The sequence below is a fragment of the Paenarthrobacter sp. NPDC089988 genome (genome assembly GCF_044748465.1).
Lineage (GTDB): Bacteria > Actinomycetota > Actinomycetes > Actinomycetales > Micrococcaceae > Arthrobacter.
In genome coordinates, this window is the sequence record NZ_JBIVGD010000008.1 from 160,849 (window position 1) to 176,261 (window position 15,413).

Below are 15,413 nucleotides of genomic sequence, written 5' to 3' on the forward strand. Positions count from 1 at the left end.
TTTTGATGGCGGCGGGCCGGCTTGTGGTCTTGTACGGCATCAGGAACCCGCAGGCAGGTTCCTGCAGTTCCCGCCAAGCCCGCCGATCAGGCCGGCGTTGGATGCCACGGACGCGGATTTTGAGGTCCACCCAGTGGTGGGATCCTTGATCACGATCGCCAGTTGAAGCTCAGTCCCCAGGCCCAGGAGTCCGCCCAGCAGATTGGTCCGGACGTCCGTGATGTACCCAGTAGTGGCGTCCCCCGTGGTGTTGGTAGCCAGGTTGTATCCGGTCAAGGGGGCCAGGGCGGAGCCCAGCCCGCTGGTGGACGCCTGCATCTCGGCCTGGGCCACGGTGTAGCCCTCCGGTGGCAACCAGAAGATCCGCACAAACGAGTTCAGTCCCAGGGGCCCCGGGTTGTACGTGCACTGGCCGTTGAGCGTTGGCGCCGGAATGGTGACGGTGCCAAAGCTGCCCGTCGCATAGGCGTTCTGCTCCCACGCCGCTTCGGTGACCGCCGGAGGGCCCGCTGCGGACAACACCATCCCCAATGCCACGGCAAGCCCGGCCAGCACCATGCGAGCTTTCATGCGCGCCCGCCCCGGAACCCGGTCCCGCCCCAACTACGCAGCCGCATGCCGTCCGCCCTTGCGCCCACCTTGCTGTTCCGTACGCGGCCGACGCCGGGACCGCGGCCACAACACCCACGTCACCAGCGCTGCAACGGCCACCGTGGTGGCGCCAAGGACCACTGGATGTGCGGCCGCGGCGAGCGGGTAGGCGAGCCCGGGCACGGACCACAGCACGACGCGGACCCGGTCAACCACGTAGGGCGCGGGATCGGGTTCGGCGTTGGCGTCGCCCTTCATGGTGATGGTCCGGGCTTCCCCTTCCGCGGGCTCGATGGTCAGCACGCGGTGCGTGATTGGCAACTTCCCGGCCCGGTCCACGGTGACGACATCACCAATCCGGATGTCGGCCGCCGGAACTTCGCGGACCACGGCCAGCGAACCCGCAGATATGGCCGGCGACATGGAGCCGGTCTTGAACAGGACAAGGGAGATGTTGAACACCACGGCGGCGAGGACGGCCAGGATGCACACGGCACCACCGGCGGCGGCGATGTTCAGCAGGCCTTCGCGGAGCCGGCGGGGCCATGGGCTGTGGCTCATGAGCTCGAGGCAGCTGTGAACTGCCAGGTGGCCGTCGCCGTCTGGCCCTGGAGGGCGTTGTTCGCCCCCACGGGCAGCGTCACTTCGAAGCAGAACTGCGTGGGCGCCCCCGGCAACGTTGCGGTGGCGGCCGCGAGTGGATTCACGACGCCGGCCGCTTGCCCTTGCGTGAAGGGCTTGGCGCCGTCGCTGCCCACCACGAAGGCGGGCGTCCCGGTAAAGGCGGAAGCGTCGCACGTGGCTGAGCGGACCACGCGGTACCGCAACGCGGCTCCGAGGTCGGAGGTGCCGGTTCCGCTGCTGGTGACGGCTGGGACGCCAAGCACCACTTCCCCGGCCACGGAATTCGCCTTGGTCCGGATGGCAAACGGTGCGTACGCAACCGTTCCGGGGCTCATCGCGGTGGCGGTGAAGACCAGGGCCCCGCCAGGCGCCACGTCGTTGGTGCTCCACGTTCCGGCCGCACTGTAGGGCTTGGTGACGTTGGATTCGGTGACGAAGACACTGGCCCCGAAACTCCCCGTGGCGTAGTCGCTGTCAGTCCATGCTGCCAGGGTGACCGAGCCGCCTACTCCCAGCGCCAAGGCCCCGGCAAGGAGTGCCCGGAGGCACAGGAACACCTCGCGCCGCTGCCTCTTTCCGCGGCGCGTCGCTGAGTGTTGGATGCCCATGGATCACTGGGATTCCGCCGCGAATTCCCAGGTGGTGGTCCCGGTTTGGGATTGGACCAGATTGGCATCTGCCGTGATCCTGAAGCAGAGGTTGACGGCATCTCCCGGGTCGGCCTCTGCGCCCTGCGTTAGAGCGAAGGTGACGCTCCCCGGCGTCGTGCCCAAAGCCTGGCCGGCAGTCACCAAAGTGCCGGTGACCGCCTCGCCGCAACCGAACGCCGTCGAGCGTGTCAATGAGTACGTGAGCCCGGTCAGGGAACCGGTGGAGGCTTCGGTGGACACAGTGACGGTGGCGTCGTTGGTGGTCGCGTCATCCAAACGCACGGCGAAGGGTGCGGTGACCACGTCGCCGGGCGCGAGGCTGCCCGGGTTCGCCGTGAAACTCAGCGTGGCCGGTGAGCCGGCGGGATGTTCGGCGAAGGCGGTGCCGTCGGTGCTTCCTTCGAGGTTGAAGGCACCCGCGGTGAAGGTTCCTTGGGCGAATTCGGAGTCGTTCCAGGCAGCCAGGGTGATGGCTGCGCCCACTCCCAGAACCAGGCCGCCAGCCAGGACGGCACGGATTTTCGGAGCCTTGCCTGGCCGCTGATCGATATCCGGCGACGCTTCGTGTGTTGCAACCACTTTGTACCCCCACGTTCGATGTTTGCTGGCGGTTCCGGCGCGGAACCTTGGCGAGGGGGTGCGGTTTCCCCCAAAACCGATACCTCCAACCCATCACTTGGCTTGGGCAAAGTCAACGATAAGACCGCTGACCTGCGGAAATGTTTCGTTGGGAGGATCCTGCCGCCGGAGAGATCTCCGCCACGCCTGGCGGCAACACGCCGCGTCTTATTCGGTCGGCACGCCGGAGGCGGGACAGTACCACCTCCACAGTCCGGTAAGGTTAACCAGCCCCCAACAGCACCCTTTGAGCGTCCGCTGCGCCATGTCCGCGGCCGGTTCGATTGGTGCGCGCTGTGACACCTAGGAGACCAAACTTCTGATGCAAGACCTGGCGATTGACTCACCCGAACAACTCCTCTGGAACCGCCGTTACGAAGACCACATCGCCGAGGTCAACGGACTGTGCGATTCCCTGAAGGAACAGAAGCCAGGCAGCGAGGTCCTCTACATCGACCCCGCACACAGCATGGACGACTGCCGCATCGTCAGCCTTTTCTCCAACCAGCGCACCACGTCCGGCGAGGGCTTTATCAAGCCCGGCGATGACGAGGCCACCACGCGCATGCTCGGCATGCAGTGGCAGCTCGGCCTGCGTCCGGAGTATGTCATTCCGTGGAACGCCTACCCGTGGATCGAACCCAACGAGGAACCGGGCAAGCTCACCCCCGCCAACATCACCGAAGGCCTCAAACCGCTCCTGCGCCTGCTCCAGCTCCTGCCGCGCACGTCGGCCCTGGTGGCGCACGGCAACGAGGCACACCGCCTGGCCGACCAGCTCATGAAGGCCGCACCTGCGAGCATCGCCCGCCGCGGTTTCAAGACGTTCAAGGTCCGCTCGCTCGGTGGCCGTTCCTTCGCCGGAACCCCCGAGCGCCAGCAGGAATACCTGGACGCCATCCACGCCGCCTACGCCGAAGCCATGGCACGCACGGGCATCCCCCGCAAGGCCTAGTTCCCGCCTTTTCCCCAACTGGCTCGCAGTTGTTGTTTTGAGCGCTCATAGCAACCACTACTGCCAGTCAGTTGGGCGGGTTAACGACGACGGCGACCCTCACCTTTTCGGTGAGGGTCGCTTTTCGTTGGGGGTGCTGGTGATGTTGCGTTGTGGTCCTAGCCGACCAGCATGGTGCGGAGGTCCTTGAGGATGAGCTGGGCGCCTGTGGGGCCGAGGCCGAGGAACCAGACGTCGTCGTTGACCTGCTTGGCGTGGCCGGCCTTGACTGCGCCGAGCGTGGGCCACACGGCACCTTCAACCACCGACGTTTCACCTGTGGCCGCAGGATCGCCGTAGCTGCTGTAGAAGATCCAGTCAGCATCGCCCTGCTCGATGTTTTCCGCCGAGACCTCGGCCGCCAGTTCATCGATGTTCTGGTTGTCCGGTCGCGCCAGGCCGGTGTCCTTCAGGATCACGCCGATCAGGGACTTGTTGGCGTACAGCCGGATCTTGCCGGGAAGGAAGCGCACCAGGGAGATCTTGGGATCGCCCTTGACGTCCTTCTTCAGGGCGTCGGCCTCTGCCTGATAATCGTTGAGCGCCTTGATGGCTTTGTCTTCCTCGCCGAGGGCCTTGCCCACCAGGAGGAAGTTTTCCTTCCACGGGAAGCCGGGGCGGATGCTGAACACCGTGGGAGCGATCGAGGACAACTGCTTGTAGAGCTTGTCCGCGCGAAGCTGGCTTCCCAGGATGAGGTCCGGCTTCAGCGCGGCGATGGCTTCCAGGTTGAGGTTCTGGATGGTGCCAACCGACTGCACGCCCTTGACCTTGTCCGCGAGGTAGGTGGGGACCGGGTTGGCGCCTTCCGTGGTGGCCATGCCCACAGGGGTTACGCCCAGGGTTACGACGTCGTCCAGCTCGCCGGTGTCCAGGACCACTACGCGGCTGGGCTTCTTCTCCAGGGTGGTTTCCCCGTTGGCGTGGGTGAGCGTGCGGGGGAAGACGCCTGGCGCAGCGTCAGTGCCCAGCTTGGCCGTTTCCTGGTCCGCGGTGGTGAACTTGGAGCCACCGGTGGCAACATCGGCGTTGCCGGCACTGGAACCGGAGCCACCGCTGGTGCCGCAACCGGCAAGCAGGGCCATGGCCAGCACAGCTGCACCAGCCTTCACGGCCAGGCCGCGCCCACGGACAAGGGCCCACCCACGGTTATATGCGCGTGCACCGGCGTTGCGGCGCTGCTGTACTTCAGAATCGTCATTTTTCACGGAGTAAGGCTAACCTAATTAAGGCACGCCTGCGTAACGCGTGAGAGTCACGCAGGTGCCCCCAGATCCTTAGCCGAGTCCTCCGGAGTGGTGTTTGTTGTGTCCAACGTGACGGCCCCGGCCACCGAAGCACGCGACGGTAGGCCGCCTGCCACCGCCCCCGCGGCCGACACCGCGAACCCGGGGTCCGGCGTCGTACGCAAGAACCGGTGGCGTGTCCTGATCCTTGCCGTGGCCGCTGCCGCCCTGCTCGGCGCCGCGCTCCTCAGCCTCGGCGTGGGCGCAAAGTTCATTCCCGCGTCCACCATCCTGGATGCGTTCACCCATCCACAGAACATCGCGGACCACGGGATCATTCTGCAAAGCCGCCTTCCGCGCACGCTGATGGGGATCGTGGCCGGGATTGCGCTCGGCGTGTCCGGCGCGCTCATCCAGGCCATCACCCGTAATCCGCTGGCCGACCCCGGCATCCTCGGCGTCAACGCCGGCGCCTCATTTGCCATGGTGCTGGCCATCGGCATCCTCGGGATCGGGTCGCTGGGCGGCTACATCTGGTTCGCGTTCTTCGGAGCAATCCTGACCACGGCCGCCGTCTACCTGATCGGAACCTCGGGCCGGAATGTGGTGAATCCCATCCGGCTCACCTTGGCCGGGGTGGCCCTGGGAGCGGTGCTGACAGGCATCGGTTCCGGACTGACCCTGCTCAATCCCAAGGCATTCGACCATTTGCGGTCATGGAGCATCGGTTCGCTGGACACCCGAAGCATGGAAGCCGTGACCACCGTGGCCCCGTTTATTGCCGCAGGACTCCTGATCGCCTTGTCCTGTGTGCGTGGGCTCAACGCCGTGGCACTCGGCGACGACCTGGCCACCTCCCTCGGCGCGAGCGTCAACCGGACGCGGATCCTGGGCGTCGTCGCAATCACGCTCCTCAGCGGAGCCGCGACCGCAGGGGCCGGCGCCATCGGCTTCGTCGGACTCATGATCCCGCACGTTGCCAGGTGGATCGTAGGACCGGACCAGCGTTGGATCCTGGCCACCACGCTGCTCCTTTCCCCCACGCTCCTGCTGGTGGCGGACGTGGTGGGGAGGGTGGCTGCGCCCGGCGAACTGCCCGTAGGTGTTGTCACCGCGTTCGTTGGCGCACCCGTGCTGATCGCGCTGGCCCGGCGCAGGAAGGTGAGCGGGCTGTGACACGTTTGGACTCCCGGCCGGGCATCGACTTTGGCCGCTCCACCGTCTTGTTACGCGTGCGTTCCCTCAGCGTCCGGTTCGATGTGCGGAGCATCCTGGTCTGCTTCGCCCTCCTCGTGGCGGCACTTGCCGTTGCCGTGGTTTCCCTGTCCACCGGCGACTACGAGGTTTCCGTGCCGCAGGTCCTGCAGGCATTCGCTGGCGATGCACCGGGGTTCGCCCAGACCATCGTGATGGAGTGGCGGCTCCCCAGGGTCCTGTCCGCGCTCGTTTTCGGCGCCGCCCTGGGCATGAGCGGCGGCGTCTTCCAATCCATGACCCGCAACCCGCTGGGCAGCCCGGACATCATCGGGTTCAACACCGGCGCGTACACGGGAGCGCTTCTGGTGATGCTGACCCTTGGCGGAGGCTATCTGGGAGTCGCTGCAGGAGCGCTGGTTGGCGGCGTGCTCACGGCGATCGCGGTGTACCTGCTCGCCTTCCGCCGTGGCTCGCAGGGCTTCCGGCTCATCATCGTCGGCATCGGCATCAGTGCCATGCTCGCGGCCCTCAACCATTGGCTCATCCTCCAAGCCGAGCTTGAAGCAGCCCTGGCCGCCGCCGTCTGGGGAGCAGGGTCCCTCAACGGCATCACGTGGGAGCAAGCGGCGCCCGCCGCCGTCGTGATTGTTGTGGTGGGCTTGGCAACGCTGGGAGCCGCCCGCCGCATGCAGCTGCTGGAAATGGGCGACGACGCCGCACGCGCACTGGGCGTTCGCGCGGAACCGACCCGTTTGCTGCTGCTGATCCTTGGTGTCGCGCTGACTGCGGCTGTCACCGCGGTGGCCGGCCCCATCGCTTTCGTGGCCCTCGCGGCTCCGCAATTGGCCCGCCGGCTGACCCGGAGCGCCGGCATCACGTTGCTGCCATCAGCCTTCATGGGTGCGCTGCTCCTCGCCGGGAGCGACCTCGCGGCACAACGCCTGTTCGCCCCGATCCAACTGCCCGTGGGCGTCGTGACGGTGTGCATCGGCGGTATCTACCTCGTTTGGCTCCTGGCCAGGGAAGCAAGGAAATCATGACCATCGCAACGCCTGCCCCACAGCTTCGCGCCGAGGCCCTGACCATCGGCTACGAGCAACGCATCATCTCGGAGAACCTTAACGTCCGGATCCCCGAGGGCTCGTTCACGGTGATCGTTGGTCCCAACGCTTGCGGCAAATCGACGCTTCTGAGGGCGCTCGCCCGCCTGATCAAGCCACGGGACGGGCAGGTGTTGCTGGACGGCAAGTCCGTTCACGCGTTGCCGGCAAAGGAACTTGCGCGGCGCCTTGGCTTGCTGCCGCAATCGTCCATCGCACCGGACGGCATCACCGTGGCGGACCTCGTGGCCCGGGGCCGGTACCCGCACCAGAAGCTGCTGCGGCAATGGAGCCCGGAGGACGAAGCCGCTGTCGTTGAGGCCATGGAGGCCACTGGTGTCTCGGCGTTGTCCGGGCGCTTGGTGGACGAACTGTCCGGCGGCCAGCGCCAGCGCGTCTGGGTAGCCATGGTGCTGGCGCAGCAGACTCCGCTCCTGCTCCTCGACGAACCCACCACCTTCCTGGACATCGCACACCAGATCGAGCTGCTGGAACTGTGCCGCGAGCTCAACCTGGACAAGGGACACACCCTGGTTGCCGTCCTGCACGACCTCAACCATGCCAGCCGCTATGCGGACAACATCATCGCCATGAAGGACGGAGCGGTGGTGGCCGAAGGCCCGCCCGCTGACGTGATCACCGAGTCCTTGGTGGAGGAAGTGTTCGGCATGGCCTGCCGGATCATCGAGGACCCCGTCACGCACACTCCGCTGGTGGTGCCGCTCGGACGCCCGCGCACTTTGCCTAACTAGCTTCCCGGACCCCAAGTAGCTCGCATTAGTGGTTGTTTTCAGGGCTCATAGCAACCACTACTGCCAGTCAGTTGGGCAGGCGGGCCCCCTGGGCGGGTTAACGACGACGGCGACCCACACCAGTTCGGTGGGGGTCGCCGCCGTCTGTTCTTGCGTTAGCGTGCTTCGATCGCTGCCTTGGCCTTGGGGTCCGAGTCGTTCAGGAACTTCTCGATCCTCTCCGGCTCTTCGGCCTCGCCAATGGCAGAGGCCGCACGGCCCAGCGCGTAGAGCGCACGCAGGAAGCCCTGGTTGGGCTCGTGCTCCCACGGGATGGGGCCGACGCCGCGCCAACCGTTCCGGCGCAATGAGTCCAGGCCGCGGTGGTAACCAACGCGGGCGTAGGCGTAGGACTCGATGGTCCGGCCCTCTGCCCAGGCTTCCTCGGCGAGGATGGCCCACAGCAGGGACGATGTGGGGTTTTGCGCCACGAGGTCCAGTGCTTCCTTGCCGAGGGCAAGGTGCTGGTAAACCTCTGTTTCGGCGGGCAGGAGCGTGGGCTCCGGCCCCATCAGGTTCTTGCGGAATTCGTCGGACATTAGAACGTCTTGCCAGCCGATCCGAGCTGCTGGGCGGCCTCGACGATGCGTGCTGCCATGCCGGCCTCGGCCGAAGCACCCCAGACGCGGGGGTCGTAGGTCTTCTTGTTGCCCAAACCGCCGTCCACCTTCAGTACGCCGTCGTAGTTGGCGAGCATGTGGCCGGCCACCGGGCGGGTGAACGCGTACTGGGTGTCGGTGTCGATGTTCATCTTGATGACACCGAAGGACACAGCGTCAGCGATTTCCTGCTCGGTGGAACCGGAACCGCCGTGGAAGACCAGGTCGAAGGGGTTTTCCTTACCGATCTTGGCGCCGACTTCGGTCTGGATCTGCTTGAGCAGTTCAGGGCGGAGCTTAACGTTGCCCGGCTTGTACACGCCGTGCACGTTGCCGAAGGTGAGTGCGGTCAGGTAGCGGCCGTTCTCGCCGGCGCCCAGGGCTTCGATGGTGGCCAGGGCGTCCTCGGTGGTGGTGTAGAGCTTGTCGTTGATCTCGTTCTCCACGCCGTCTTCCTCACCGCCGACGGTGCCGATTTCCACCTCGAGGATGATCTTGGCGGCAGCCGCGCGCTGCAGCAGTTCGCGGCCGATGCGCAGGTTGTCTTCCAGGGTCTCGTGCGAGCCGTCCCACATGTGCGAGTTGAAGATCGGGTCCTTGCCGGCCTTGACGGCTTCCTCGGACGCGGCCAGCAGCGGGAGGACGAAGCCCTCCAGCTTGTCCTGCGGGCAGTGGTCCGTGTGCAGGGCGATGTTGACGTTGTAGTTCTTGGCAACCTCGCGTGCGAACGCGGCGAAGCCGAGGGAACCGGCCACCATGTCCTTGACGGAGGCACCGGACCAGTAGGCTGCGCCACCGGTGGAAACCTGGATGATGCCGTCGGATTCGGCCTCGGCGAAACCGCGGATCGCAGCGTTCAGAGTCTGCGACGACGTCACGTTGACCGCAGGGAAGGCGAAGCCGCCAGCCTTTGCGCGGTCGATCATCTCGGAGTAAATCTCTGGGGTTGCAATGGGCATGGTGACTCCTATGCTGAATTCGTCTGTGGGTTGGTGACCCTGGAGTAGACCGCTTACGGCTAGCACCATCCTAGCGACAACCATCCGGGCGCCGTGTTTCCGGTCACGCGGGCTGGTAACACTCGCGCCGAGATGGCATTTAATGACAGTCCCGAGCCTTGGGATTGTCATTAATTGTCACCTCGGCGCCCAACCTCTGCTGATGAGGGCGCGGCGAACCTTATGCACGACGGCGGGCCGTTCACCTTCCAGATCGCGCTTGGAGATGCGGACCTCCAGCCAGCCATGGGCAAGCGACCTTTCCTGGCGTTCAATGTCCCTCAGATGCTGCTCCGGGCCAGCGTGGTGCTGCCCGTCGTATTGGAGTGAGACCCTAAACTCCCGGTACGCTCCGTCCGGCCAGAGGACCGCCTGACCCAGGTTGTTGCGCACCACGTGGTTCAATTCGGGCTCTGGCAGGTTTGCATTAACCAGCGCCAGCCGCATGTGTGATTCCGGCGCTGAATCTGCCCCTACGCGGATGAGCTCGAGGGCTGCCCTCGCGGCCCGCACTCCGCGCATGCCGGGATGGCGGTCCGTGATCGCGGCCAGCTCGTCAAGTCTGCATAACGCCGCCTTGGGAACAGGGAACTCCGGGCCGTGGGAGCACACCAGGTGGTCACCCGCCGCCACCAAGTCGTCCACGCCCAGGTGCGAGGCCAAGTCCAGCCACGTCCGCGCAGGCGAGGTGAGACGGACGCCGTCGTGCTCTACGGCCTCCTCTGGTAGGAGAGTGAGCAGGTGGCCCACCACGTTCACGCGGCGGGGAAAGCTGAACCCCCGGCGGCGAGCCACGTGGATGCGCCAATCACCCTTGCAGTGACGGGGCAAGGGAATGCCCCAGATTCTCGCAGCAGTTAAGGATACGAGCACCGAGGTGTCGTCAAGGTCTGTGTAGGCGCGCAGGGCTGCGGCTCCGGAAGCATCGGACGCGGCGGGCACCCGGATTCCCCTGGAAACCAGGAGCAGGTCCTTGGCATGGGTCCGGGACCGAGGCACGCCGGCCTTGTCCGATGCGCGCACGGAGAATGAACCTGATGTGAGGTGCTCCGGTAGTTCTTTCCTGCGCATGCCATATTGTTGCTTTTCCGCCAGGCGCCCAGCCTCGTTATCCACAGCTCCCGCCGCGATCACCGCGCCGAGTTGGCATTTAATGACAGTCCCGAGCCTTGGGATTGGCATTAATTGTCATCTCGGCGGGTGTTACTAGGACACCTTCTGGTTGAACACGTGCCGGCGCACCCAGGCGTGCATGGCAATGGCTGCGGCGGAGGCTGCGTTCATGGAGCGGGTGGAACCGAATTGCTCGATGGACAGCGTGGCGACGGCGGCATCGTGGACCTCCGGGGTGAGGCCCGGTCCTTCCTGCCCGAACACCAGCACGCACTTCTGCGGGAGGTCGTAGGTCTCCAGCGGGACCGAGTCCGGGAAGATGTCGATCCCGATCACCGCCAGCCCTTCCTCCTCCGCCCACTGGACAAAATCCTCAACGGTCGGGTGGTGGCGGACGTGCTGGTAGCGGTCGGTGACCATGGCCCCGCGACGGTTCCACCGCCGTCGTCCGATGATGTGGACCTCCTTGGCGAGGAACGCATTCGCGGTGCGAACCACGGTGCCGATGTTGAGATCGTGCTGCCAGTTCTCGATCGCGATGTGGAAGTCGTGGCGCTTGGAGTCCAGGTCCGCCACGATCGACTCATGCTTCCAGTAACGGTACTGGTCCACCACGTTGCGGCGGTCGCCGTCGCGCAGCAGGTCCGGGTCCCAGTGCTCGCCCTCGGGCCACTCACCCTCCCAAGGCCCGACGCCGACCTCCGCCTTCGCTTCCGCCTCGCCTTCCGCGGGGGTTGCGTCGGGGGTGGGCTGGGCTGCGTTGGGCCCGGAGGCGTCAGGGGGGAGGTCAGTCACCCTTCAACTTTAGCCGCGTGCCAAGTGCCCGGTGCCCGGTGCCCGGTGCCCGACGGGCGGCTAGCCCACCTTCCACTTGTTGATGCGGTAGGAGTTGGCCAACTGTTGCATGAGGCCCGGGTGTGCGTCCCAGTAGGTCTTGTGCCCGCTCACGCCCAGCATTTGCGGGGTACCCCACGGCGTGACGGAGAAGAGGTTGACGGCCTGGATCTCTTCGCCGCGTGCGTTGGTGCACGTGAACCCGACCACCACTGCTACTCCACGCCGGAACTCACGGGTCTCCGGAATGGTGGTCTTGAAGTCCGCGGCGCACTTATGGCCCACCAGGTTCTGCGGCAATTCGGTGGCGGTCATGCCCTTGTAGCGGGCTTCGATGTCCGTGATGGCTTTCTTGACATCGGCGGGATCCTTGCCGAACTTCCCTTCGTCGGATTCAGCGAAGAAGGCGTAAGCCACCGCAATCCCGTCGCCATCGGTTTCAGTGGTGCCCTGGGCCTTCTTCTGGATTTCCTCTCCCGTGGAGGGGTCCTTGGTGATGCCGAACGACTCATCGTGCGTCCACTCCGCCAGGTACTGGAACGACGATTCGCCCGTCACCCACTTGCTGAACAACGGATCCCCGTCCGCGGGCACGTTGCTGGGGCCTGCCAGTTGGTCCCAGCCGGCGGGGAGCGGGATAGCGCCGGCGGGGATGTCCGAGGACGCTGACGGTTCGGCTTCCGCAGACGGCTCGGCCTCCCCCGACGGGTCCGCTTCTGCGGAGGGGCCCGAGGCAGCATCGCTGGCCTCCGCGCTTGGGGTGGCGGTGTCCACGGCCACGGGCTTGGCAGCCGAAGGGATCAGCCAGGCGAAGACCACCACCAGCGCAACAACCACGACGACGGCGATCCCGCCGAGGATCAGGAACAGCGCCTTCTTGTTGTGGTCGCCGGAGTTGGGGTTGGGTCCGCCCTCCTCCGGCCTGTACATTGGCTGCGCCTGGCCTGGCTGGTACTGCTGATACTGGCCTTGGCTGGTGTCGTAGCGCGGCTGGGGAATGCCGTCGGTGTTGTAGGGAGGCTGCGGCGCTCCGTTGGTGTTGCTCATGTGGCAGGACCCTCTCAGGAGACCGGCGTCTTGCGTTGCCGGCATGGCGATCAGAACAGGGGACCTGGTCCGCGCCGACGCCTCTGAAGTCACCGTGTCGATCCCCCGATCCACGGTTGCGGGACGCCTGCGCAGCCACAAGGGTAGTGCAGCCAAGGGAGGTGGCCGCAAGTCAAAGTCCGCTTTCGGCATGGGGAGTTCTATCCACATAGCAAGACCCCGGGGTGTCTGGCGGTCCGAATAATGAAAGACTGGGACGCAGTGCATGAACAATCCCAGCCGGAGGCAAATATGGCAGAAGAATCCACGCCCCAGACGTCCGACTCCGTGTACCGCAACGGCCATGAAATCGAGTGTTGGCTGACGGACATGGACGGCGTACTGGTCCACGAAAACCAGGCAATCCCCGGAGCCGCCGAGCTCATCCAGCGCTGGGTGGACACCTCCAAGCGCTTCCTCGTGTTGACCAACAACTCCATCTTCACGCCCAGGGACCTCGCAGCACGCCTGCGCGCCTCCGGACTTGAGATCCCGGAAGAGAACATCTGGACCTCGGCCCTGGCCACGGCCCAGTTCCTCAAGGACCAGGTCAAGTCCTCGGACTCCGGAAACCGCGCCTACACCATCGGCGAAGCAGGCCTCACTACCGCCCTGCACGAGGCCGGCTTCATCCTCACGGACACCGAACCCGACTTCGTGGTCCTCGGCGAAACCCGCACCTACTCCTTTGAGGCGATCACCACGGCTGTCCGCCACATCCTGGCCGGCGCCCGCTTCATCGCCACCAACCCGGACGCCACCGGCCCCTCCAAGGACGGCCCCCTCCCCGCTACCGGAGCCATCGCGGCAATGATCACCAAGGCCACAGGCCGCGAACCTTACATCGTGGGCAAACCGAACCCCATGATGTTCCGCTCGGCCATGAACCAGATCGACGCCCACTCCGAGACCACCGCCATGATCGGTGACCGCATGGACACGGACATCATCGCGGGCATGGAGGCGGGCCTCCACACCGTGCTTGTCCTCAGCGGCATCACGCAGCGCGACGAGATCGTGTCCTTCCCGTTCCGACCCAACCAGGTCCTGAACTCCGTGGCCGACCTCAAGAGCCAGATCTAAGGACCCACCATGGCTGTGCTCAATCTGCGCCCTCTGGCCGGCGGCCGGATTCTCAGGGGGAGCCAGCCATTTGGCCTGGATGCCGCGTCGACGTCGGATTTTCTGGCGGAACACGGCATCCAGGCCATCGTCGACCTCCGAAGCGAACTCGAGCGGACCATGGTTCCGTGGTTGGTCAGCGAGGGCTCGCCGGAACTGATCAACAACCCGCTGGATCCCAACGCAGTTGCCGGATCGCTGCAGGCCGTGGAGACGCCGGAAGATTTGGGCGATCTTTATCTGGGCTGGCTCCGCATCCGGCCTGAATGGGCTGCGGATGCGCTGCGACCTGTGGCGCAAGGAAAAAGGACCTTGATCCATTGCTCCTTGGGCAAGGACCGGACGGGTGTGGTGTCGGCCTTGGCGCTCATGGCCTCCGGCGCTTCAAACGAAGCCGTGGTGAACGACTACACGGCAACCACTGCCAACCTGCCTACCGTTCTCGAAACCATGGCTGCCACGTGGCGGCTGCACGTACCTTCAACCCCGGCACAATACTTCAGCCCCGATCTCATGATCCTGCAAAGCCCGGAAGCTGCCATCCGGCATTTCCTGGTTGGTTTTGCCCGCGAGTTCGGCGACGCCGGCGGCTTCCTGCGCGAGGCGGGCCTGACCGCCGTCGAGGTTGAAACACTGCGCCACGGCTCCTGACACCTAAGCCGGGCGGATGATCCGACCGTTCGGTTCCTTGTATGACGGCTCTTCGGGCGTGGCAGGCAACGGCTCCAACTGATTTTGCACGTGCTCCAGCAACGGCCTGTACACATCCGCGTTCCACTGCGGGCTGGCGTGTGCCGGCCGTGCTCCCTCGGTACTGAGGATGGGCAGCTTCATGTTCTCGGCGAACACCCTGCTCCACCCGGCACGGGCCGTCACGTAGTTCACGGTGGCATCAGCTGAGTTGCCCATGTAGGCCATCTTTGCCGGGCCCAGCTTGCCCACGAACCGCAGCCCATCGAAATGGTAGATGTAGGCGGACTCGGTCTGGACCAGCACACTCGACGGCGCGATCGGAGAGAGTTGCTCGGCGGTTTGGTCCAGGATCTGCCGCCAGGAGCGCTCGTCCTTATGGACCAACCGCTCCCCCAATTCGTAGCCGCCGCGCAGGACGGACGGAATGCGGAAGCCGTTCTCATAAAGGAACACCACGCCGTCGAACCAGCTTTGGTCCAGGACATCGGCGCGGCTGAAGGGACTGGAATCCAGGACGATCAGTTCGGTTTCCACACCGTGCAATTCCAGCAAGCGGGCCGCGACCTGGGTGGCCAGCATCCCACCGAAGCTGTGGCCGTAGAAATACAGCTTCTCCAGGCCCAACTCGCGGACGTGGAGGACGAGTTCGCGGACAACCTCGTCAACGTCCAAACCCAGGTTGGAGTATCCGACGGCGGCAAGGCGACCCCGCTGGTGCAGGGCAGGCCGCAGTGAGTTGAGGATCCATTGGGCCTCTTCCCAACTGGTTTTGTAACCCGGAAAGAGGATCCAGCTGGCCTTCGGGAAGTACAGGTCCGCGAAGGAATCCGGAACGCGGAGGATCTTCGGAGCGCGGCGTTCGGCCTGCACATGGCGGGTGAAGAGCATGTCCCCCGCGAGCGCCGCTGAGGCGCCGGCGGTGATGAGGAAGTTACGGCGGGATGTCTTCTTCAACCGGGCAGCATAAGGCAGGATCCGGGCCCATGAACCCGGATCCTCCGCTGGCTCCGTCCCCACTCCGGGTTCAGGACCCGGCGCAGGCGTGGCGGGCAGCGGGAGGTCTTCCTCTACTTCCGGCGGTGCCGGAGGTTTCCCTACCTGAACGCCCACGCAGCAAGCATAGGCTTCGAAGGCACGGCCTTACAGCCCCGTGGAAAGTGCACCGCGAATGCCCGTA

Annotated in this window: 17 protein-coding genes; 6 read left to right on the top strand and 11 right to left on the bottom strand. The window is 65.4% G+C overall.

Annotated elements, in window-relative coordinates; genetic code table 11:
- Window positions 1-39: 39 nt before the first annotated feature.
- Genes ACIPV6_RS11780 through ACIPV6_RS11795 form a run of 4 tightly spaced genes read right to left on the bottom strand, consistent with a single transcriptional unit; the run spans window position 40 to window position 2,444 of the window.
- Entirely contained in the window at window positions 40-570 is a 531-nt protein-coding gene (locus ACIPV6_RS11780) for a hypothetical protein (protein ID WP_400271055.1), read from the bottom strand.
- A gap of 33 nt (window positions 571-603) precedes the next feature.
- Window positions 604-1,152 carry a signal peptidase I gene (locus tag ACIPV6_RS11785; RefSeq protein ID WP_400271056.1) on the bottom strand — a complete coding sequence of 183 codons (549 nt, stop codon included), beginning with the start codon at window positions 1,150-1,152 and terminating at the stop codon, window positions 604-606.
- Window positions 1,149-1,823, bottom strand: coding sequence for a SipW-dependent-type signal peptide-containing protein (locus ACIPV6_RS11790; RefSeq protein WP_400271057.1), 675 nt, complete (start codon window positions 1,821-1,823; stop codon window positions 1,149-1,151). The genes ACIPV6_RS11785 and ACIPV6_RS11790 overlap by 4 nt, the downstream gene beginning before the upstream one ends.
- Window positions 1,824-1,826: 3 nt before the next feature.
- Entirely contained in the window at window positions 1,827-2,444 is a 618-nt protein-coding gene (locus tag ACIPV6_RS11795; protein ID WP_400271058.1) for a SipW-dependent-type signal peptide-containing protein, read from the bottom strand.
- A gap of 361 nt (window positions 2,445-2,805) precedes the next feature.
- Between ACIPV6_RS11795 and ACIPV6_RS11800 the strand changes: the two genes are divergently transcribed.
- Window positions 2,806-3,438, top strand: coding sequence for a uracil-DNA glycosylase (locus ACIPV6_RS11800; RefSeq protein ID WP_397326365.1), 633 nt, complete (start codon window positions 2,806-2,808; stop codon window positions 3,436-3,438).
- Between the two features lie 158 nt (window positions 3,439-3,596).
- On the opposite strand, the gene ACIPV6_RS11805 is transcribed toward ACIPV6_RS11800, so the two are convergent.
- Entirely contained in the window at window positions 3,597-4,562 is a 966-nt protein-coding gene (locus tag ACIPV6_RS11805; protein ID WP_400271092.1) for an ABC transporter substrate-binding protein, read from the bottom strand.
- 213 nt (window positions 4,563-4,775) lie between these two features.
- On the opposite strand from ACIPV6_RS11805, the gene ACIPV6_RS11810 reads away from it, so the two are divergent.
- The 3 genes from ACIPV6_RS11810 to ACIPV6_RS11820 are packed head-to-tail and all read left to right on the top strand — an operon-like array spanning window position 4,776 to window position 7,752.
- Window positions 4,776-5,879, top strand: a complete 1,104-nt coding sequence (locus tag ACIPV6_RS11810) for an iron chelate uptake ABC transporter family permease subunit (protein WP_400271093.1) — start codon at window positions 4,776-4,778, stop codon at window positions 5,877-5,879.
- The gene (gene fepG, locus ACIPV6_RS11815; protein WP_400271059.1) at window positions 5,876-6,940 is read left to right on the top strand and encodes an iron-enterobactin ABC transporter permease; all 1,065 of its coding nucleotides are present in this window, start codon (window positions 5,876-5,878) and stop codon (window positions 6,938-6,940) included. The genes ACIPV6_RS11810 and fepG overlap by 4 nt, the downstream gene beginning before the upstream one ends.
- Window positions 6,937-7,752: an ABC transporter ATP-binding protein gene (locus ACIPV6_RS11820; protein WP_400271060.1), complete on the top strand. Its 816-nt coding sequence runs from the start codon at window positions 6,937-6,939 to the stop codon at window positions 7,750-7,752. The genes fepG and ACIPV6_RS11820 overlap by 4 nt, the downstream gene beginning before the upstream one ends.
- A gap of 155 nt (window positions 7,753-7,907) precedes the next feature.
- Here the strand turns inward: ACIPV6_RS11820 and ACIPV6_RS11825 are convergent, their stop codons facing one another.
- The 5 genes from ACIPV6_RS11825 to ACIPV6_RS11845 form a co-directional block, all read right to left on the bottom strand.
- Window positions 7,908-8,330, bottom strand: coding sequence for a DUF3151 domain-containing protein (locus ACIPV6_RS11825; protein WP_400271061.1), 423 nt, complete (start codon window positions 8,328-8,330; stop codon window positions 7,908-7,910).
- Complete coding sequence (fbaA, locus tag ACIPV6_RS11830; RefSeq protein ID WP_400271062.1) at window positions 8,330-9,349, bottom strand: class II fructose-bisphosphate aldolase; 1,020 nt, start codon at window positions 9,347-9,349, stop codon at window positions 8,330-8,332. The genes ACIPV6_RS11825 and fbaA overlap by 1 nt, the downstream gene beginning before the upstream one ends.
- A 177-nt stretch (window positions 9,350-9,526) precedes the next feature.
- Window positions 9,527-10,459 (bottom strand): hypothetical protein, encoded by a 933-nt coding sequence (locus ACIPV6_RS11835; protein WP_400271063.1) that lies wholly within the window; start codon window positions 10,457-10,459, stop codon window positions 9,527-9,529.
- A 135-nt stretch (window positions 10,460-10,594) separates the two neighbouring features.
- Window positions 10,595-11,296, bottom strand: coding sequence for a TrmH family RNA methyltransferase (locus tag ACIPV6_RS11840; protein WP_400271064.1), 702 nt, complete (start codon window positions 11,294-11,296; stop codon window positions 10,595-10,597).
- A 60-nt stretch (window positions 11,297-11,356) separates the two neighbouring features.
- Window positions 11,357-12,382, bottom strand: coding sequence for a hypothetical protein (locus tag ACIPV6_RS11845; RefSeq protein WP_400271065.1), 1,026 nt, complete (start codon window positions 12,380-12,382; stop codon window positions 11,357-11,359).
- Between the two features lie 291 nt (window positions 12,383-12,673).
- Here ACIPV6_RS11845 and ACIPV6_RS11850 point away from each other — a divergent pair, with 291 nt between their 5' ends.
- Together ACIPV6_RS11850 and ACIPV6_RS11855 are read left to right on the top strand one after the other, a co-directional pair.
- Window positions 12,674-13,504 carry an HAD-IIA family hydrolase gene (locus tag ACIPV6_RS11850; RefSeq protein WP_400271066.1) on the top strand — a complete coding sequence of 277 codons (831 nt, stop codon included), beginning with the start codon at window positions 12,674-12,676 and terminating at the stop codon, window positions 13,502-13,504.
- A 9-nt stretch (window positions 13,505-13,513) separates the two neighbouring features.
- The gene (locus tag ACIPV6_RS11855) at window positions 13,514-14,194 is read left to right on the top strand and encodes a tyrosine-protein phosphatase (protein WP_400271067.1); all 681 of its coding nucleotides are present in this window, start codon (window positions 13,514-13,516) and stop codon (window positions 14,192-14,194) included.
- Between the two features lie 3 nt (window positions 14,195-14,197).
- Here the strand turns inward: ACIPV6_RS11855 and ACIPV6_RS11860 are convergent, their stop codons facing one another.
- Window positions 14,198-15,346, bottom strand: coding sequence for an alpha/beta fold hydrolase (locus ACIPV6_RS11860; protein ID WP_400271068.1), 1,149 nt, complete (start codon window positions 15,344-15,346; stop codon window positions 14,198-14,200).
- Window positions 15,347-15,413: the final 67 nt, after the last annotated feature.